The organism is Aeromonas sp. BIGb0445 (assembly GCF_024809075.1).
GTDB classification, from domain to species: domain Bacteria; phylum Pseudomonadota; class Gammaproteobacteria; order Enterobacterales; family Aeromonadaceae; genus Aeromonas; species Aeromonas rivuli.
On sequence record NZ_JANUES010000001.1, the window covers coordinates 209,398 to 229,022 of the forward strand.

The following is a 19,625-nucleotide window of genomic DNA, read 5'->3' on the forward strand; positions in this document are numbered from 1 at the left end:
CGGGGCAAGAAAAGCGACTGCGCTCCCAAAGCCACTTTATTCGCCCAGATAATATTTGCACCTCGCCCGCCCTGCTGGGACAATAACGCGCCTTAATCTTGGCCATCAAATGAAGCAATCGCAGGAGATACAGATGCCTTCTCGTAAAGAGCTTGCCAATGCCATTCGCGCATTGAGTATGGATGCCGTACAAAAAGCCAACTCCGGTCACCCGGGCGCCCCCATGGGAATGGCAGATATCGCCGAAGTGCTGTGGCGTGGCCACCTCAAGCACAACCCGAACAACCCCAAGTGGGCCGACCGCGACCGTTTCGTGCTGTCCAACGGCCACGGCTCCATGCTGATTTACTCCCTGCTGCATCTCTCCGGTTACGACCTCACCATCGAGGATCTGAAAAACTTCCGCCAACTGCACTCTCGCACCCCGGGTCACCCTGAGTACGGTTATGCCCCTGGCATCGAAACCACCACTGGCCCGCTGGGTCAGGGCATCACCAATGCCGTGGGCATGGCGATCGCTGAAAAATCCATGGCCGAGCAGTTCAACCAGCCGGGTCACGACATCGTCGACCATTACACCTACGCCTTCATGGGCGACGGCTGCCTGATGGAAGGTATCTCCCACGAGGCTTGCTCCCTGGCCGGTACCCTGCAGCTTGGCAAACTGATCGCCTTCTGGGATGACAACGGCATCTCCATCGACGGTCATGTGGAAGGCTGGTTCACCGACGACACCCCCAAGCGTTTCGAAGCCTACGGCTGGCACGTCATCCCGGCCGTTGACGGTCACAGCCCGGAAGCCATCAACGCTGCCATCGAAGCCGCCAAGGCCGAGACCGGCAAGCCGACCCTGATCTGCTGCCGCACCATCATCGGCTACGGCTCCCCGAACAAGTCCGGCTCCCACGATTGCCACGGCGCACCGCTGGGCAACGACGAGATCGCCGCCGCCCGTGCCTTCCTGAAGTGGGATCACGCACCGTTCGTCATCCCGTCCGAGATCGCCGCCGAGTGGAATGCCCAGGAGAAAGGCACCAAGCTCGAATCCGACTGGGCTGCCAAGTTCGCCGCCTATGAAGCCGCTCACCCGACCCTGGCTGCTGAATTCAAGCGCCGTACCGCAGGCGAGCTGCCAGCCAACTGGGCCGCTGAATCCGCCAAGATCATCGAAACCCTGCAAGCCAACCCGGCCAAGATAGCGACCCGTAAAGCGTCCCAGAATTCCCTGGAAGCCTTCGGCAAGCTGCTGCCCGAGTTCATGGGTGGTTCCGCCGATCTGGCGCCGTCCAACCTGACCATGTGGTCCGGCTCCAAGTCTCTGACTCCCGAGAGCGCGGCAGGCAACTACATCCACTACGGCGTGCGCGAGTTCGCCATGTCCGCCATCATGAACGGCATCGCCCTGCACGGGGGTTTCATCCCCTACGGCGCCACCTTCCTGATGTTCATGGAGTACGCCCGCAACGCCCTGCGCATGGCCGCCCTGATGAAGCAGCGCGCCATCTTCGTTTACACCCACGACTCCATCGGTCTGGGTGAAGATGGCCCGACTCACCAGCCGGTAGAGCAGATCGCCTCCCTGCGTCTGACCCCGAACATGAGCACCTGGCGCCCATGTGACCAGGTTGAATCCGCCATCGCCTGGAAGCACGCCATCGAGCGTATGGACGGCCCGACTGCGCTGATCTTCTCTCGTCAGAACCTGCCCCAGATGGACCGCACCGCCCAGCAATTGGCCGATACCGCCAAGGGTGGTTATGTGCTGAAAGATTGCGCCGGTACCCCGGAACTGATCCTGATCGCCACCGGTTCCGAAGTGGAGCTGGCCGTGGCTGCCTATGAGCAGCTGACCGCCAAGGGCCGCGCCGTGCGCGTGGTCTCCCTGCCGGCCACCGACGTGTTCGACGCACAAAGCGCCGAGTACAAGGAGTCCGTCCTGCCGTCTTCCGTCACCAAGCGTGTCGCCATCGAAGCGGGCATCGCCGACTACTGGTACAAGTACGTGGGCTTTGGCGGCAAGATCATCGGTATGACCACCTTCGGTGAGTCTGCACCTGCCGAGCTGCTGTTCAAGGAATTCGGCTTTACCGTGGAAAACGTGGTTGCGACCGCTGAATCCCTGTAATAGCTGATTGCTTGATACTGAATTGAAAAGCGCCTCCCTTGGGAGGCGCTTTTTTAGTGTAATAAAAATAGTTACGGAAAATATACTATATATCTTGGTTCTTAATTGGATAACTTATTATTGTCTGACAATCGTTTAGTAAACACATCTGATTTCCTTTTAGTTCTGAAAAAGGAAAGTCAGAAAAATGAATGTTGTAACTGGATAAATCTAGAACTAATTTACTAGAACTGAAATCAAAGCGCGCGGCATGGGTTGGGTATATACCTTCATCTTTTGGGGTTACGAGAAATGCGATTGGGAAAAATGACAATAAACTTAGTACTGTAGAATGCCCTTGATTGAAAAAGCTCACACACTTTGCGCTCAAGTGACGATCGTAAGGATAAAACCAATAATATATATCATAGGTTTTTGTAATGGCATGGTCATCCCCTAGTACAAATTTCTTTAGTGGGTCAAAGTACGGAGATTTTTGTGGTGGCTCTTTACACTCGGTAACTGATGTCGCAGATAGAATATGGCCTATCATCGCTCTGGCATATTTGATAGGGTTTATGTCAATAGATAGGGTATTATATGGGGAGATTGGATTCTGAAAATAATTGCGAATTTTACTTGTCAGCTTTTTATTTGCATCCGCAACCTCGCCATCATTGCCTCCTAAGATATTACTATTACAGTTGCTGCAGATCGTTCTGAATTTGCTTCCATTGGTTGATGGCACCCCTTTTATTGATTTAGCACCTGCCCCCATCATTTCCATAATATGACGCTGTTCAACCTTAGTTACAGTAATTGAACCCTGCGGTGGAACATGATCTATCGAGAGTGTGCCAAATTCTCCACAAATTAGACAATATCCATCTCTGATTTTTACATGTCTTACTCTTTCTGAAATTTTACTCATCACTAACCATCCCAAAGTATCTGTAGTGACATCAATTATATGCATGAGCTCGTAGGTTAGATTAGCGAAGCGTAATCGGACGTTCGCGTTCTTTAAGACGATGCCATAAAAATAATGCCCCACATGTTACATAAAAAGAGACCGGTCATCAGCCGGTCTCTTTTTATTTACCGCAACACTTACGCCTGCGGCGGAGTACTTTCCGCATTGGACATCACCGCATCAATTTGCACCAGGGCGCCGGCGGGCAGCTCGCTCACGCCAATGACGGTGCGGGCGGGCAGGTAGCTCGGGAAATAGCGGGTATAGACGGCATCCACCTCCGCCAGATCCGCGATATTGGCGACCTGGATATTGACCTTGACGATATCGTCCATCATATGGCCGATGCTCTCGACGATGGTCTTGATATGGCCGAGGCACTGGGCAGTCTGCTCACGGATACAGCCGGTCAGCACCTTGCCGGTGGCCATGTCGATCGGCAGCTGGCCGGCAATATGGTTGTAGTGGGAGAAGGCGACGCTCTGGCAATGGAGCGGGCTGCGTGGTGCCTTGTAGGTATTGCGGGCGCGGATCACCAGGTTGTGCCTGTCTTCCACCAGCTGGGGCGGGGTGCCGTCACCGTGGGAGATGACCGCATCCATCTGCACCCGGGCACCCATGGGCAGGGCCGTTGCGCTGACAACGGAGCGAGCGGGCAGATAAGCCACGGCGCGAGCGATGGCGGAGTCCGGGAAGAAGGTGCTGTAGACCTCGCCAACGGCCTCCAGATCCGCGAGGCTGGTCAGGTAGATGTTCACCTTGACGATGTCGTCAAAGGGCACATCTATGCTCTCCAGCACGTTTTTGATATTGCGCAGGCACTGGGCCGCCTGCTCCTGGATACCACCGGCAACCAGTTTGCCCGATGCTGCATCGACCGGCAGCTGGGCACCAATGTTGTTGTAGTGAGAGAAGGCAACGGTATGGGTCGAGAGTGCACACTGCGGGGCTTTGTCGCTATTGCGGGCGAGTTTCACTAAGGCGCAGGGTGCCTGGGGGAAGGTGCCTTCGCCGTTGGAGATAAGGGCCTCCATCTGAATGGCGGCGCCAAGCGGCAGACCGGCCACCGCCAGCACGGTACGGGTCGGCAGATAGCCCGGGAAAAATTCGCGATAAACGCTGTTGACCGCCTCCAGATCCCCCATGTCTTTCAGGAATATGGTGGCTTTCACCATGTCGTCCATCACATGGCCGATGCTTTCGACGATGGCCTTGATGTTGCTCAGGCATTGTCTGGCCTGCGCTGCGACATCACCCTCGATCATCTTGCCGGTGTTGGGATCGACAGGGAGTTGAGCGGAAATATTGTTGTAATGAGAGAACGCCACGCTCTGGGTATAGGGGCCCAGATCCTGGGGGGCATTAGGGGTATTTCTGGCTGACTTGATGATGGTACCACTCATGGCGATACTCCTTTCTCTTTATTGATGTAGGGTCAACGCCTTCCTCGTTTGCCGCACGCCTCGCTTTATTTCGGCAACAGTTGCCCGTTCCCGACGAATGACGACGGGTGATACGGAAAACAGTCATCGCTGTTTCGAGTCTTGCTTCGACGTCGCCTGCGTGGGCGAGCGGCTGATGGAGAAATGGATCGGGTTGATGATTCAGACAGGGGGATTCTATGGGGGGCCGACCAGGGGATGCAAACTGGGATCGCATTTCTATGAGGTGGCTCAATGCTCTGAAATATAGCTAAAATGCGGTTCAATTCACGATATATAACGGCTGGCCGGGTGTCATAACGCGCCTTATAAGGGAAATGGCCGCAGTGCGTGGGTTTGTACCGGGCCGTCGTTGATCAATTCTGTGAATAAAGGGTTAATCATCGGCAATATTTTGCTGTTCATGCACTTCAATATGAATGGCTATGCATTTTATGCCCATGAACGGGGCTGTCAGCAACATCAAAAATATGCTAGCCAATGTCCGTTTTCGACCCTTGAAACAGAGGCGAGAATTATCATTCACCCAGGCTGCATGACGACGATGTCATTGACGCAAGCGAGCCGCCGCAATCAACCAATACGGGCTGCATATGACATTCAGATTTATGCAATGAAATTGCAGCGGGAAAAAGAAGGGAAGAGAACAAGGTCGATAACGTCTGCCGGCAGAGCCGGATAATGACAGAGAGGGCGGCATGTGCCGCCCTCTCTGTTCGTGTGCGCTGGTTGCCCGTTCAGGCGGGGTAGAGGGCACCGAGCACCGCTGGTCGGCTGGCGCCGGTGACGGCGGGCAGGTTGCCCGGTTTGATAAACGGGGCCGGGATGACAGTCGGCTACCCCTATTGCCCCTCTCGGCCCTTCAGGCGGGATAGAGGGCACCGAGTACGGCCGGTCGACTGGCGCCGGTGCTCGAATAAGGGCAGGTTGCCCGGTTTGATAAACGGGGCCGGGATGACAGTCGGCTACCCCTATTGCCCCTCTCGGCCCTTCAGGCGGGGTAGAGGGCACCTAGTACCGCTGGGCGGCTGGCGCCGGTCACCGCAGGTAGGTTGCCTGGCTGGCGCTGGATAAAGCGCTGCGCCAGCCAGGCGAAGGCGGCCCCTTCCACCCAGTCGGGGGCGAGCCCCAGCTCGGCCGTGCTGGCGATGCGCCAGCGGGGCAGCAGAGCCGCCAGCTCGGCCAGCAGCGGGTCGTTGTGGGCACCGCCGCCGCAGACAAACAGCTCGGCCTGGGGGGGGGTGTCATCCGCTCCCGTTGCAAGCACGGGCAGCTGGCGGGCGATGCTGTGGCAGCTCAGCGCCTGCAGGGTGCGCTGCACATCGACGGGGGAGTAATGGCTGCCTGCCAGCTCGCCGTCTAGCCACTCCAGGGTAAACATCTCCCGCCCGGTGCTCTTGGGGGCGGGGGCGGCGAAGTAGGGGTGGCTGAGCAGTTTGTCGAGCAGTTCAGGAACCACTTGGCCGCTGGCACCCCACTGGCCACCGGCATCGTAGCTGCCGCCCTGGGGCTGATGACGGCGATACCAGCCATCGAGCAGGGTATTGGCGGGGCCGGTGTCGAAGCCATAGACATTGCAACCGGAGCCGCCGGGCAGCACAGAGATATTGGCGATGCCGCCCAGATTCAACACCACCCGCAGGACGCCCGCTTTGGCAAAAATGGCCTGATGGAAGGCGGGCACCAGGGGGGCTCCCTGGCCGCCGAGGGCCATGTCCAGACTGCGGAAGTCGCTGATGACGTCGATGCCGGTCAGTGCGGCCAACAGAGCGCTGTTGCCAATTTGCAGGGTGAAGCCGAGCTGGGGGCGGTGGCGAATGGTCTGGCCGTGGGAGCCGATGGCACGGATATCGGCGGGCGCGAGCCCCGCTTTGTCGAGCAGAGCCTGAGCGGCGGCGGCAAATTCGCGGGCCACCAGGTTATCGGCTACCCCCATGCGATCGATTTCATTCTCCCCCGGAGTGCAGAGGGTGTGCAGCGCGTGAGCCGTGTCATCGGGCCAGGGATGGCACAGCGCCGCCTCGACCCGCACGCCATCCCCATCCGTCTCTATCAGCACCGCATCGATGCCATCCAGGCTGGTGCCGGACATCAGACCCAAGTAACGTTCCGCCATCTGAGGGCTCCTTGTCATTGCTTGTGATAACCGCTTTGCCTGTCGCCATACCGGCGATGGCTGCTGCTTGCTCCCCGTGATCCGGGTGAGCCCTTGACTCAGGATCCGTCCCGGCGCTGGGCAAGCTGAGGCTCTGAGCGCTCCAGCTTGGCGAGTTGCAGCAGGGCCTGGGCCTTGAACTGGCTCAACTCGCGGCCGCTGAGGGTTTCTGCCTGAGGCAGGGTCAGGGTGCGCGGGTTCTTGTGTACCCCGGCGACCAGGAATTCGTAGTGCAGATGGGCGCCCGTGACCCGGCCCGTGCTGCCCAGCAGACCTATGGTCTGTCCCTGCTTCACTCGCTGACCCTTGTTGACGGTGCGTTTGGAGAGGTGCAGGTATTTGGTCACATAGTTGCCGGCGTGCTTGATGAACACATAGTTGCCGTTGAACTGGTTGTAACCGGCGGCCACCACGCTCCCCGACCCCGAGGCCATGATGGGGGTGCCCACGGGGGCCACGTAGTCGATGCCGTTGTGGGGGCGTACCTTGCCGGTGACCGGGTGCAGGCGACGCGGGTTGAAGTTGGAGCTGATGTACTTGAAGTTGACCGGCGCGCGCAGGAAGCTCTTGCGCATCGCCTTGCCCGCCGGGGTGTAGTAGTTGCCATCATCGCTCAGCACGGCGCGGTAGGCCTCGCCTTGGTTGACGAACTCGGCGGCCAGAATATCGCCGGAGGCGACCCGCTCCTCATCCTGGTATTTCTCCTCGAACAGCACCCGGAAGCTGTCCCCTGGTTGCAAGTCCTGGGCAAAGTCGATGTCCCAGCCGAAGATGGCGGCCAAATCCATGATCTGATCCTCGGTCATGCCCGCTTCGACGGCGGCGCCCCAGAAGCTGGAGCGGATATTGCCTTGGGCCCAGTTTTCACGGGTGTCGAGTTCCAGGCGAACCGCTTTGGCCACGAAGCCATCTTCCCGTCGGTTGACCTTGAGCGCCTGCTCCAGGCTGTGAGGGTAATAGAGGCTCTGCAGTTCGCCGCCCTGGGTGAGTTTGAAGGTCAGCTCCTGACCGGGTTTGAGCATGCGCAGCGGATCGGCGGCCGCGAGCTGATCGATGAGGTGCAGATCTGCCGTGCCGAGGCCCAGACGCTGGAAGATGACCCCCATGTTGTCGCCGCTGCGAACCTTGACCTGCTTGGTGACATAAAGAGGCTTGGCCGGGCGGACAGTCTGCTCCAGTGCGAGGCGATCCTGCTCGTCTGGCAACTCGTCGCGGGTCCGACTTGCGGCATGCTCATCGACCCGGGTGGCGACGGCCTGCTCGCCGGGCCAGGCGGCCAGCATCATCACCAGGATGCTCAGAATAAGCACCATCTTGCGGTGCCAGAGGGGAAGAGCGTTGAAGGTGTGCCAAATATGCATGAGAAAAGGGCGTGAAGTCGGGCGGAATCAGCGGATTTTACAGGCTTTCCAATTGTCTCGCCATTCCAGTAATATGTCTGGCCCTGTGGAATCGTGATTGGAGAGTCAAAAAATGTCCCAGCTCGAGGTGGCGCTAGCCGAGATCAAGCGCGGAGCGGAAGAAATTCTGGTTGAAGAAGAACTGGTTGCCAAGTTGAAGGAAGGGCGCCCGCTGCGCATCAAGCTGGGGATGGACCCGACGGCTCCGGACATTCACCTGGGTCATACCGTGATCCTCAACAAGCTGAAGACCTTCCAGGATCTGGGCCATGAGATCATCTTGCTGATCGGCGACTTCACCGCCATGGTGGGGGACCCGTCCGGCAAGAACAGCACTCGCCCGCCGCTCTCCGAAGAGGCCATCAAGCACAACGCCCTCACCTATGCGGAGCAGGCGTTCAAGATTTTGGATCCCGCCAAGACCCGCATCGAGTACAACTCCAGCTGGCTGGGTGAGCTCGGCGCCACCGGCATGATCAAGCTGGCGGCCAAGCAGACCGTGGCCCGCATGATGGAGCGCGACGACTTCAAGAAGCGCTACAGCAGCGGCCAGTCCATCGCCATCCACGAATTCCTCTATCCGCTGCTGCAAGGCTATGACTCGGTCGCGCTCAAGGCGGACGTCGAGCTCGGCGGTACCGATCAGAAGTTCAACCTGCTGATGGGTCGCGAGCTGCAAAAAGATGCCGGCATGGCCGCCCAGTGCGTGCTGATGATGCCGCTCTTGGTGGGCCTGGATGGCGTCAAGAAGATGTCCAAGTCTGCCGCCAACTACATAGGCGTGCACGACGCCCCGGGGGAGATGTTCGGCAAGATCATGTCCATCACCGACACCCTGATGTGGAACTACTACGAGCTGCTCTCCTCCCGCCCGCTGGCGGACATCGAAGGCTTCAAGGCCGGCATCGAAGCCGGGACCCTGAACCCGCGCGATGTGAAGATCTGGCTGGCGAAAGAGATCATCGCCCGTTATCACGACGAGGCGGCGGCCGAGGCGGCCCACGAAGACTTCACCCAGCGTTTCTCCAAGAACGCCATCCCGGACGAGATGCCGGAAGTCGAACTGGCCCTGGAAGGGGACGGCCTGGCCATCGCCAACCTGCTCAAAGGCGCCGGTCTGGTGGAGACCACCTCCGAGGCGCTGCGGATGATCAAGCAGGGCGCGGTCAAGGTGGATGGCGACAAGCTGGACGATGGCAAGGCGCTGATCGCTGCCGGCACCGCCGTCTATCAGGTCGGCAAGCGCAAGTTTGCCCGGGTGACGGTGAAGTAAGCGCTTTCCCTCCGCCAGCCGGATCAGGCTGGCCCTGAGATCAGAAAGGCCTCCCTCGTGGAGGCCTTTTCGTTGGCGATGTCCCCTCGGCAAGCTGATGGGTCGATCCAGTGGCCATTTCTCTTAAAGGATCATCGGGCCCGCCACGGCCTCGGCCGCAGTGGCGCCACGCAGCACCTGCACCAGGGTGAGGGCAAACTCGATGGCCGTCCCAGGTCCCTGGCTGGTCACCAGTCGCGCGCCCTTGTCTATCACCACTCGCTCATGGCGGAGTTGGGCGGCGGGGATCTGGGCCCAGAAGCCGGGATGGCAGGTGACGCTGGCTTGCCCCAGCAGCTGATGGGGCAGCAGCACCACGGCGGGGGCGGCGCACAGGGCCGCGCGCCAGCGACCGTTCGCGGCTTGTTCGCGCAGCAGACCGATGGCGCGGCTGTTATCGCGGATGCACTCGCTGCCGGGCAGGCCGCCGGGCACCACTATCATCTCGAACTCCTCTTGCGGCAGCTCGTCGAGATGGCAGTCGGCGACCAGCTGAACCCCGCGTGAGGCGCGAATTTGGCGCAGGCCCAAAGGGCAGCAGGAGGCGAGCAGCACCGCTATGTTGGCGCGCACCAGCACATCCAGGATGGCGACGGTTTCTATCTCCTCCGAGCCGGGGGCGACCAATACCAAGACACTCATGGGGGACTCCTGCTCCGGTTGAGGACTAAAGGTGGATCAGCGCTCGGCCTGGTGGCGATCCTTGACGGCCTGATAGAGGCCCTGATTGACCGGTACCATGATGCCGTGGAGGCGCGCCTTGGCCAGCAGGAAGCCGGTGATGGCTTCTATCTCAGTCTCTTTGCCCTGCTCCAGATCCTGCTGCATGGAAGAGTAGTTGTCCGCGGTCAGTCCGGCGACCGACTGTACCCGCCGCGCCAGCTCCTCGTGGGTCGTGGCAATGCCCTCTGCATTCATGACATCGGCCACCTCGATGCAGACTTGCTGCAAGGTGTCGGCAAAGCGTGGACCTGTCAGCTCGCCATTCTTGATGCGATAGAGGGCGGTGAGGGGGTTGATGGCGCAGTTGATGGCGAGCTTGTGCCATTGGCGGGCGAGGATCTGCTCGTCCCAGCCCGCCTGGCCCAGGGCCTGGGCAAGGCGGTCTGCCAGATGGGCGAAGTGGCGCCCCTGCTCGTTGACCGGGCCTAGCCAGGTCTCGCCTCGGCCAGTGTGGCGGAACACGAAGTGACCCTGCTGCAGGGCGCCATGGCTGGTGACACCCGCGATGATGGGGTTCTCTGCAAACAGCTCGGCGACCCGCTCGGCCACCCCCATGCCGTTGTGCAGCAGCACTATGGGCACAGACTTGTCCAGCTTGCCGACCAGGGGCTGCAAGGCGGGGATCACCTGATCCGCCTTGGTCATCACCAACAGGCGACGGATGGGGGGGTTATCGGCCAGGAAACCCCTGGCAATGCTGAGCAGCCCATGCTGGCCATCCAGCCCGGTAAAGTCGATGACGGGGTGCAGTGTCGCTCTGTGGCGCTCGCGTAGCAGCACCTGAGTCGGTTGGCCGGATTGGGTCAGCAGGGCGGCGAAGACGCCGCCGAGTGCGCCACAACCGAGCAGGGACCAGGAGGGGGGGAGGGGGGATTGAGATCCGCTTGGCATGATATGACTCGATCAAGAGGGTGGGCCATTCGACCTGGAGAGGTGCCCGAATGGCGATGGGGTGGACACTCATGGGTCTCACCTGTCGGCAATGGCAAGGATTCTAACAGAGCGCCTTTATCGAAATCAGCAAATTTGCCGGTTTTCTGGTAGATTTGCCCCCTCATAACGAACGCAACATGAGGAGCCCCGGCCATGCCGTCATTCGATATTGTCTCTGAAGTCAAAATGAACGAGGTGTTGAACGCAGTCGACAACGCCAATCGTGAACTGGCCACCCGATTCGATTTTCGCGGTGTAGAAGCCAGCTTCGAGATGGCCAAGGAAGAGGTCAAGCTGGAGGCCGATGCCGACTTCCAACTCAAGCAGATGGTAGAGATACTGCGCGCAGCCCTGCTCAAGCGCAACATCGAAAACAGTTCAATGGAGGCGGGCGATAGCGTCCACTCCGGCAAGCGTTTCCATCTGAACGTCAAGTTCAAGCAAGGGATCGAGAAAGAGGTCGCCAAGAAGCTGGTGAAGCTCATCAAGGATTCCAAGATCAAGGTGCAGGTCGCCATTCAGGGCGATGAAGTGCGCGTCACCGGCAAGAAGCGTGACGACTTGCAAGAGGCCATGGCCCTGGTGCGTGGCGCCGAGCTGGGTCAGCCTATGCAGTTCCAGAATTTCCGCGACTGATCCCGGGGGAAGAGGGTTCGGCCCTCTTTTTCTGCGCGTTGCGCCATAAAAAAACCGGAGCCCAGGGCTCCGGTTTTTCGTTTCTGCGTGCTACGGGTTCGATTAGAACTTGTAGGTCACGGAGAAGTAGTGACCGAAACCAGTGGTTTTCAGGCCGTAGGTACCGTTCTGGATACCGTAGATGTCGTTGAAGTACTTCAGGCCGTAACCGACGGCGTAGCGGTCGGAGTGCCAGTACAGGCCGTTGAACATGGCGGTACCGTCGGTGGAAGTGTCCTTGGCATCAAACAGGTGATCCAGGTAGCCCTGATAGGCGACGAAGCTGCCGTTGCTGAAGGTGTAGAAGGGCTTGAACCAGTTCATGGAGAACTGATAGCCGTTCCAGCCTTGCTCGCCAGAGCCTTCGTTGACGTGACGTGCGTACAGGTTCATGCCCACTTTGCCGAACCAAGGCACTTGTACGTCGGCACCCAGACCAGTCATGGCTTCAAACAGGCCATCCGGACCACCCACGTTGACCAGGTTGGCAATGTAGACTTCTTGCACCGGACCGAAGGAGAGATCTTTGCCGGTCATGGCATCGATGGACAGGCGTGGGGCGAACTTGATGAACAGGTTGTCGCTGTCATGCTTGTCGTCGTGCTTGCTCTGGAAGATGTCGAACACGTCGACGTAACCGTACAGGTCAAAGATACCGGAGCGACCACCAAATTCCATTTCGAAGTAGGTGTCGTTGTAACCACCTTCGGATTCGCTGTAAGGCAGCTGATCGATGGTGTGCATGACGTTGAACTGGAACCACTTGTAGTCGTTCTTGTGGATGTCACCGCTATAGTCGGCAGCCATAGCCGGAGTGGCGGATGCTGCCAGCAAGCCTGCCGCGATCAGAGTCTTGTTCAATTTGGCCATTTTATTGGTCTCTTGTGCGTTTAGTTGAGGTTTTCCGTAGCCTGCCCACAAGGAGCGGAGGGATTCTAGCCAATTAATTTCCGCGGATAAACGATCAAGAGGGAACTTTCTCTGGAAGTGTGAATCTAATCACCCCCAAATTGGCGCAAACGCTTGCTATTCGTTCGATTTCGGTAACAACGCACAGTTTCGTCTGGCAACCATGGTGATGAGGATCAGCACCGGGATGCCCAGCAGACTGGTCCCAATGAAGAAGACGCTGTAGCCAAACTGTTCGACGAAGCCACCGGAGAAGCCAGCCAGCAGTTTTGGCAGCAAGAGCATGACGGAGCTGAACAGGGCATATTGAGTGGCCGAGAAGGCGACATTGGTCAGGCTCGACAGATAGGTGATGAACGCCGCGGTAGCGATGCCGGCGCTCAGATTGTCCAGGGAGATGATCAGGGTCAGCAGCTCCAGGTTGTGACCGATCTGATTGAGCAGCGCGAACAGCAAATTGGTACTGGCGGTGAGCAGGGCACCCAGCATCAGGATGCGCAAGGTGCCAAAGCGCATCACCAGAATGCCCCCCACACTGGCGCCCACCAGTGTCATGATGACACCGTATACCTTGGTGATGGTCGCCACCTCCGTCTTGCTGAAGGCGAGATCCACATAGAAGCTGTTGGACATGACCCCCATCACCACATCCGAGATGCGATAGCAGGCGATGAGCCCGAGGATCAACAGGGCCGAACGGCCATGGCGCTCGAAGAAGTCGGCAAAGGGGCACCAGACGGCCTCGTAGGCCCAGGCGCCGAGTCCCGCCAGTGAGCGTGGCCAGCCGTGTTGCAGCAGCAGGGACTTGCGCATCGCTTGCTGCCTGTCCTGGCTTGCCACATCGATGTCGGGCTCATGGCAACAGAGAGTAGTGATGAGGCCAATGCTCATCATCCCCGCCATCAGCAGGTAAGTTAACTGCCAGCCCCGATAGTCATAGACGCTGTTGCTGCCAAGCCAGGCTGCCAGGGCAAGAGCGCCCGCCCCGGCCATGATCATGGCCAGTCGATAACCCGTCATGTAGGAGGCCGCCATGGCCGCCTGAAGGCGTTCAGGGGCTGATTCTATGCGGTAGGCATCGATCACGATGTCCTGAGTGGCGGAGGCAAAGGCCACCAGCAGGGCGAACAGCGCAAGCTGGGCGAGCTGGGTCTTGGGATCGCAAAAGGACATGCCGACCAGGGCCGCGGCGATCAACAGCTGGGAGAACAGCATCCAGCTGCGGCGTCTGCCGAGCAGACGCGAGAGCAGCGGCAGGGCCAATCTGTCCACCAGGGGGGACCACAGCCACTTGACCCCATAGGCCAGCGCCACCCAGCTCATGTAGCCGATGTCGGTCAGGCTCACCCCCGCCTCGCGCAGCCAGAAGGAGAGGGTGCCGAATACCAGCAACAGCGGCAAACCGGAGGAGAACCCCATGGCAAACAGAATAAGGACGCGGGGCTCGAGATAGACTCGGAGGGATTCTTTCCAGCTTGGTTTGCTGACAGCGTTCAAGTGTCTGACTCCTCGGGAAAAGTGAGCCATTTTGGCAGGTTCATCCGCCCGCGCCAAGGCGGGCGCTCAGATTGTGGGGACAAAGAGAGGTCGTCTGGCCGCCAGAGGGCAGATCACGGCGGCGATGGGTCGTTAACGCGGTGTCGAATGAGATTATTGACGCTCGTCGGCCTCACCTTGCTCTGCCGGGAGCCAGCCATCCCGTGCGATGAGCTCAGGGGCGGGTTCCTATGCAGCCCAGCGGTGCCGGTCCCTCGCCCAGCAAACAGGCGGCGCAGTCATGCAGCTGGTGGCGCAACGCCGGATCCTGAGCCAGCTCATCCTGGTTCCAGAGGTGCAGACTGTGCAGCAGGTGCCAGAACACGCTCTCCTGCGGGCTATCGGCTTGCTTGTCGGCGCAGTCCCGGGGCAGAGACTGCCATTGGCCGAGCAGTTGCCAGCTCACGTCTTGCAGGGCGTCATAGTCGAGCTGTTGTGCCAGAAACTGACGAACGGCCAGGGCCAGGGGGGCCCTGTGCTGGGCAAAATAGTCATCGCAGGTCACGAGATGCTCCAATCCAGATTGAGGGGAGTGAGCAGTATAGAAAACGATCTGGCATCGGGAGGGAAAAGGGACTGGATGGGCAAGAGACCGGGCCCGAGCGGGCCCGGCAGTCGGATTTACTCGGCGAGCAGTGTCACCTTCTTGAGGATGATGGTGCTGGTCGGCACGTCATTGGCACGCAGGATGGGGCTGTAGCCGGTCTGAACCTGAGCCAGCTTGTCCAGCACTTCCATGCCCTGCACCACTTGACCAAATACCGTATAGCCGGCGCCGGCATTGGCGTTGAGGTTGCTGTTATCGGCAAGGTTGAAGTAGAACTGGCGGGTTGCGCTGTCCACCGCCTGGGTGCGGGCCATGGCGATGCTGCCACGGGTATTGGGCAGGCCCCCCTTGGACTCGTTTACCACGGGATCGAAGGTGGGCAGCTGCTGGAACTGCTGGTTGTAGCCGCCCCCTTGCACCACGAAGCCGGGGATGACCCGGTGAAACAGGCTGCCATCGTAGCTGCCATCGGCCACGTAGCGCAGGAAATTCTTCACCGTCTGGGGGGCCGCTTTGGGGGCCAGCTCCACCACGATATTGCCGTGGTTGGTTTCAAGCTTCACCTTGGGGGCTGCGAAGGCCAGGGGGCAGGCCAGCAGGGCCAGCAACATCAGCTTCTTCATGACATTATCCTTAATACATAGAGAGATCAGGCGCTTGGCTGGCCTTTGAGGTAACCGCGCAGTTGTTCGTCGGCCATGATCTGCTGGATCAGGCTACCGAGTTGCTGGTTCAGCACCAGCTCCAGATCGGCGATGCTGGGCTCTCCCGGACCTTCCTTGCTGGCGCTGGCATTGAACACCTTGGTCAGGCGGCTCCCCTGGAAATCGGCCATCACCTGCAGGCTCACCTTGGTCTTGGTGACATAGGTGAAGGTCTTCTCTTCAACGTTTACCAGAGCGTTATTGACCTGCAGCGTCAGGTTGGTAGTGCCGCTGTTGCCCACCTCCAGCCCCTGACTGCGCAGCCCTTCACTGAGGCGCTCGACCAGCAGGGTATTGAGGGGCTGCTCGCTCTTGATGTAGACGGGGGCCTTCTCTTTCTGCTTGATGGCGAACACATGGGCAGCGGCACGCTTGTCTATGCCTTCCATGGTGATGCGGTTGCCGGAGTAGTACTGCTGATTCGCCGGGATCACCTGGGGATTGAGCAGTGCCGTCTCGGGCCAGTGGGTGGCACAGCCGCCAAGCAGCAGGGCGGCGAGCAGCAGGAGTGGTGATTTCATGATGGATTCCTCTAGCGTTTAATGGCTTTCAAAATAACGAATTTACTATTGGATGCAACGACTTGTGCATTGGCAAACAGTCGCTTCAGCTTGTTGTGATAGTCCAGATGCCGGTTGCCCACTATCCAGAGTTCCCCCCCCTTGGGCAACACCCTGTGCGCATCTTCGAACATCTGCCAGGCGATGTGATCGGTGATCGCCTGGAGCTGGTGGAACGGCGGGTTGCACAAGATGCGGTCAGCATAACCGGTCGGCAAGCCATCCAGGCAGTTGTTGACCAAGAACTCGGCACGGGGCAGGGCGGTGGGTAGATTGTGTTCGACGTTGAGCCTTGCCGAGGCCACCGCCATATAGGATTCATCGATGAAGGCCACCTCCACCTCGCTGTCCCGGGCCAGCAGGGCCAGACCGAGCACGCCATTGCCACAACCCAGATCGATCACCTTGCGGGCGCTGTGGATAGGCAGGTTGGCCAGCATGAAGCGGGCGCCGATATCCAGGCTGGTACGCGAGAAGACGTTGGCATGGTTGTGGATGTGCATCTCGCTTCCCTCCAGTGGCCAGACGGTCGGGAAGGGGTTGGCCAGGGTGGGGCTGTCTGTCCCCGCTGCGTCAGCGATGCTGCAATGGATGAGGCGGGCCTTCTTCCAGGCCAGGGAGGTGCGGGTCTCGCCCAGATACTTCTCGAACAACTTGAGGGTCGAACTGTGGATCTCCTTGGCCTTGCCGGCGGCCAGGATGCGCGTGGCCGGGGTGACCACCTCACGCAGGGCCAGCAACTGCTGCTCGAGCAGGGCCTGATACTTGGACACCTTGATGATCACCAGGGTCGGGGCCGCTGGCAGTGGTGCCAGCGAGTCCTGGATGCGGACGGATGCCGGATCCAGACCATTGTCGGCCAGATTGGCCAGGGTGCCTTGTTCGCTGACGAAGGAGTCGGTCACGCACAGGGGCTGATGGTCATGGAGAAAGGCGGCCAGGGCGCCGAAGCTGTCATTCATGATGATGACGGGGCCGCAGCCTTCGGGAGGTTGCTCTGCCAACTGATTGATCAGGTACTCATCGGCGGCATCCCATGCCTGCAGGGGATCCTGCGCCTGGCGCGGATAGCGCTGCAGGATCAGGCGGCAATGGTCTGTCTCGAGGTGGGTCTGCATTGAACTGTCTGTCTCACGGCTGGATCGAATGGCGCTATTCTAACGGCGCCGGGGCAATTCACCAATTACCCCGCTGTGAGTGGTCAATGTTGAGCGAATGGGCCTCGTCTGACGGCGCGGGGGCAATTCACCCATTACCCCGCTGCGAAGGCTTTCTCTCAGGGGCAACGCCGATCGAATGGGGCTGCTCTAACGGCGCCGGGGCAATTCACCCATTACCCCGCAGTGAGTGGTCAATGTTGTTCGAATGAGCCTCGTCTAACGGCGCGGGGGCAATTCACCAATTACCCCGCAGTGAAGGCTTTCTCTCAGGGGCAACGCCGATCGAGTGGGGCTGCTCTAACGGCTCCAACGGCGCAGGGGCAATTCACCCCTTGTCCCGCCATGCACGTTCTCCCTGAGCGCCAAAGTCGATAGAATGGGGTTTGTCCCTATCAGCCATCGGAAGAGATCATGAATACCCAAGAGACCATCAGCCAACGCCTCAATGAGGCCCTTCATCCCAGCCATCTAGAGGTGTTCAACGAGAGCCACATGCATCGTACCGAGCCGGGCGCCGAGAGCCACTTCAAGGTGATCATCGTGAGCGAAGCCTTCGCCGCTCAGCGCCTCATCAGCCGTCATCGCCAGGTCAATCAACTGCTGGCCGATCTGCTGGCCGGGCCCGTTCATGCGCTGGCACTGCATACCTATACCGATGAAGAGTGGCAACAGAAGGGCATGGCGCCGCGCAGCCCGGTCTGTGCCAGCAAGCTGGGTCCCCAATGAGCGACAGGGAAATAACTGAGAAGCTGTGATGTTCCGTTAACAAAGGGATACCCCTTTGCCTGTTTCATCGGCAACATTTGTCGGCAACCTCATCAATTTTTCTAATCCTGCGGTGAACTTTCACGAAACTAACTCTTAGTGGGTATTTTCGTCCAGGTGTGGCGGAAGTACGGGTTTTGATGGGAGTGCTGCAAGCAAGTGCGCGGGTTAATTTTGTGATAGCGGGTTAATTTTCCCCATTTGACGTGGCAGTCAGCAGCCTGAAAGTGGTAAACTCAAGCGCTTTTGAAACACCCCGTATGTTGCTGATTTGTTGTTTATTTGTATCCATCCAGCCATGTGCCGAGTGTGTTCAACAACCCGTCGTGATGTATTTCTCGGCGCTAACCATTCTCTCTCCCGTAACGGTAGTGCAAGTGAGTATGATTACAATTAAAAGAGGACTGGACATCCCCGTGCTGGGTGCGCCAGAGCAAGTAATCTACGATGGCCCGGCCATCACCCGTGTTGCTACACTGGGCGAAGAGTTCGTGGGGATGCGACCTACTATGTTTGTCAAAGTAGGGGATCGCGTCATTAAAGGTCAGGTGCTCTTCGAAGATAAGAAGAACCCTGGCGTTAAATTCACGGCTCCCGCCACCGGCGTAGTTTCAGAGATCAACCGTGGTGCCAAACGCATTCTGCAATCCGTGGTCATCGAACTCGATGGCGCTGACGAACAGGTGACCTTTGAGCAGTTTGCGTCCGCCGAGCTGACACAGCTTGCGCGCAGCAAGGTGCAAGAGATCCTGGTCGAGTCAGGTCAATGGACCGCATTGCGCACCCGCCCCTTCAGCAAGGTGCCTGCCGTTGGTTCCGAGCCCCGCGCTATCTTCGTGACAGCCATGGACTCCAACCCGCTGGCTGCCAGCGCTGAACTCATCATCAAGGAGCAATCCCAGGCCTTTATCGATGGTCTGACCGTGCTCAGCCGTCTGACGGATGGCAAGGTGTATGTGTGCAAGGGCGAAGGCAGTCTGCCGCAGTCTTCCGCAGCGCAAGTCCAGGAAGAGGTCTTCACCGGCCCTCACCCCGCTGGTCTGCCGGGTACCCATATTCACTTCATCGATCCGGTTGGCAGCAACAAGATCCAGTGGCACATCAACTATCAGGATGTGATCGCATTGGGCAAGCTGTTCACCACGGGCCAGATCTGTACCGACAAGGTGATCGCCCTGGCCGGCCCCAATGTGGTCAAGCCGCGTCTGCTGCGCACCCGTATGGGCGCCTGCATCAGCCAGCTGACTCACAATGAGCTGCGCGGCGATGAAAACCGTGTCATCTCCGGTTCCCTGCTAAGTGGTGCCAAGACCGATGAGGTACATGACTATCTGGGTCGTTACCACAATCAGGTCAGCGTACTGGCCGAGGGGCGCGAGAAGGAGTTTTTGGGCTGGATCAAACCCAGTGCCGACAAATTCTCCATCACCCGCACCACCCTGTCTCACCTGGTGAAGGGCAAGCTGCTCAATTTCACCACCACGACCAACGGGAGTGATCGTTCCATGGTGCCAATTGGCAGCTACGAGCGCATCATGCCGCTGGACATCCTGCCGACCCTGCTGCTGCGGGATCTGATCTCTGGCGATACCGACAGTGCGCAAGCCCTGGGTTGCCTGGAGTTGGATGAGGAAGATCTGGCGCTCTGTACCTTTGTCTGCCCTGGCAAGACAGAGTACGGCCCCATCTTGCGTGAGTGCCTGACCAAGATCGAACTGGAAGGTTAA

Annotated in this window: 18 protein-coding genes; 6 read left to right on the forward strand and 12 right to left on the reverse strand. The window is 59.0% G+C overall.

Annotated features, from left to right (window positions below):
- The first annotated feature begins 133 nt into the window (after positions 1–133).
- Positions 134–2,125 (forward strand): transketolase, encoded by a 1,992-nt coding sequence (gene tkt, locus M2367_RS00985; RefSeq protein ID WP_259235526.1) that lies wholly within the window; start codon positions 134–136, stop codon positions 2,123–2,125.
- Positions 2,126–2,210: 85 nt separating this feature from the next.
- On the opposite strand, the gene M2367_RS00990 is transcribed toward tkt, so the two are convergent.
- Positions 2,211–3,035, reverse strand: a complete 825-nt coding sequence (locus M2367_RS00990) for a hypothetical protein (protein WP_259235527.1) — start codon at positions 3,033–3,035, stop codon at positions 2,211–2,213.
- Positions 3,036–3,214: 179 nt separating this feature from the next.
- The gene (locus M2367_RS00995; RefSeq protein WP_259235528.1) at positions 3,215–4,480 is read right to left on the reverse strand and encodes a RidA family protein; all 1,266 of its coding nucleotides are present in this window, start codon (positions 4,478–4,480) and stop codon (positions 3,215–3,217) included.
- 403 nt (positions 4,481–4,883) lie between these two features.
- Between M2367_RS00995 and M2367_RS01000 the strand changes: the two genes are divergently transcribed.
- Complete coding sequence (locus tag M2367_RS01000; RefSeq protein WP_259235529.1) at positions 4,884–5,201, forward strand: hypothetical protein; 318 nt, start codon at positions 4,884–4,886, stop codon at positions 5,199–5,201.
- 309 nt (positions 5,202–5,510) lie between these two features.
- On the opposite strand, the gene M2367_RS01005 is transcribed toward M2367_RS01000, so the two are convergent.
- Positions 5,511–6,635, reverse strand: a complete 1,125-nt coding sequence (locus M2367_RS01005) for an anhydro-N-acetylmuramic acid kinase (protein ID WP_259235530.1) — start codon at positions 6,633–6,635, stop codon at positions 5,511–5,513.
- Positions 6,636–6,733: 98 nt separating this feature from the next.
- On the reverse strand, positions 6,734–8,035 hold the full coding sequence (locus tag M2367_RS01010) for a peptidoglycan DD-metalloendopeptidase family protein (protein WP_224431063.1): 1,302 nt from the start codon (positions 8,033–8,035) through the stop codon (positions 6,734–6,736).
- A 112-nt stretch (positions 8,036–8,147) separates the two neighbouring features.
- Here M2367_RS01010 and tyrS point away from each other — a divergent pair, with 112 nt between their 5' ends.
- A complete protein-coding gene (gene tyrS, locus M2367_RS01015) occupies positions 8,148–9,347 on the forward strand; it encodes a tyrosine--tRNA ligase (RefSeq protein WP_259235531.1) in 1,200 nt (399 codons plus the stop codon).
- A 123-nt stretch (positions 9,348–9,470) separates the two neighbouring features.
- Here tyrS and M2367_RS01020 read toward each other — a convergent pair whose 3' ends face one another.
- Both M2367_RS01020 and M2367_RS01025 read right to left on the reverse strand, forming a co-directional pair.
- On the reverse strand, positions 9,471–10,028 hold the full coding sequence (locus M2367_RS01020) for a DJ-1 family glyoxalase III (RefSeq protein WP_042040806.1): 558 nt from the start codon (positions 10,026–10,028) through the stop codon (positions 9,471–9,473).
- Positions 10,029–10,064: 36 nt separating this feature from the next.
- Positions 10,065–11,000: a ketopantoate reductase family protein gene (locus M2367_RS01025; RefSeq protein ID WP_042040805.1), complete on the reverse strand. Its 936-nt coding sequence runs from the start codon at positions 10,998–11,000 to the stop codon at positions 10,065–10,067.
- A 195-nt stretch (positions 11,001–11,195) separates the two neighbouring features.
- Between M2367_RS01025 and M2367_RS01030 the strand changes: the two genes are divergently transcribed.
- On the forward strand, positions 11,196–11,678 hold the full coding sequence (locus M2367_RS01030) for a YajQ family cyclic di-GMP-binding protein (RefSeq protein ID WP_042040804.1): 483 nt from the start codon (positions 11,196–11,198) through the stop codon (positions 11,676–11,678).
- Between the two features lie 102 nt (positions 11,679–11,780).
- Here M2367_RS01030 and M2367_RS01035 read toward each other — a convergent pair whose 3' ends face one another.
- From M2367_RS01035 to M2367_RS01060, 6 genes are all read right to left on the reverse strand, one after another.
- Positions 11,781–12,587, reverse strand: coding sequence for an outer membrane protein OmpK (locus M2367_RS01035; protein WP_224431060.1), 807 nt, complete (start codon positions 12,585–12,587; stop codon positions 11,781–11,783).
- Between the two features lie 156 nt (positions 12,588–12,743).
- Complete coding sequence (locus M2367_RS01040; protein WP_259235532.1) at positions 12,744–14,123, reverse strand: AmpG family muropeptide MFS transporter; 1,380 nt, start codon at positions 14,121–14,123, stop codon at positions 12,744–12,746.
- A gap of 214 nt (positions 14,124–14,337) precedes the next feature.
- A complete protein-coding gene (locus tag M2367_RS01045) occupies positions 14,338–14,667 on the reverse strand; it encodes a hypothetical protein (protein ID WP_224431058.1) in 330 nt (109 codons plus the stop codon).
- A 116-nt stretch (positions 14,668–14,783) separates the two neighbouring features.
- The gene (locus M2367_RS01050; RefSeq protein WP_042040800.1) at positions 14,784–15,332 is read right to left on the reverse strand and encodes a peptidylprolyl isomerase; all 549 of its coding nucleotides are present in this window, start codon (positions 15,330–15,332) and stop codon (positions 14,784–14,786) included.
- A 26-nt stretch (positions 15,333–15,358) separates the two neighbouring features.
- Entirely contained in the window at positions 15,359–15,934 is a 576-nt protein-coding gene (locus M2367_RS01055; protein WP_042040799.1) for a YajG family lipoprotein, read from the reverse strand.
- Between the two features lie 11 nt (positions 15,935–15,945).
- Positions 15,946–17,091 (reverse strand): methyltransferase, encoded by a 1,146-nt coding sequence (locus M2367_RS01060; RefSeq protein ID WP_259235533.1) that lies wholly within the window; start codon positions 17,089–17,091, stop codon positions 15,946–15,948.
- Positions 17,092–17,544: 453 nt separating this feature from the next.
- Between M2367_RS01060 and M2367_RS01065 the strand changes: the two genes are divergently transcribed.
- The gene (locus M2367_RS01065; RefSeq protein WP_259235534.1) at positions 17,545–17,859 is read left to right on the forward strand and encodes a BolA family transcriptional regulator; all 315 of its coding nucleotides are present in this window, start codon (positions 17,545–17,547) and stop codon (positions 17,857–17,859) included.
- 422 nt (positions 17,860–18,281) lie between these two features.
- A complete protein-coding gene (locus tag M2367_RS01070; protein WP_042040796.1) occupies positions 18,282–19,625 on the forward strand; it encodes a Na(+)-translocating NADH-quinone reductase subunit A in 1,344 nt (447 codons plus the stop codon).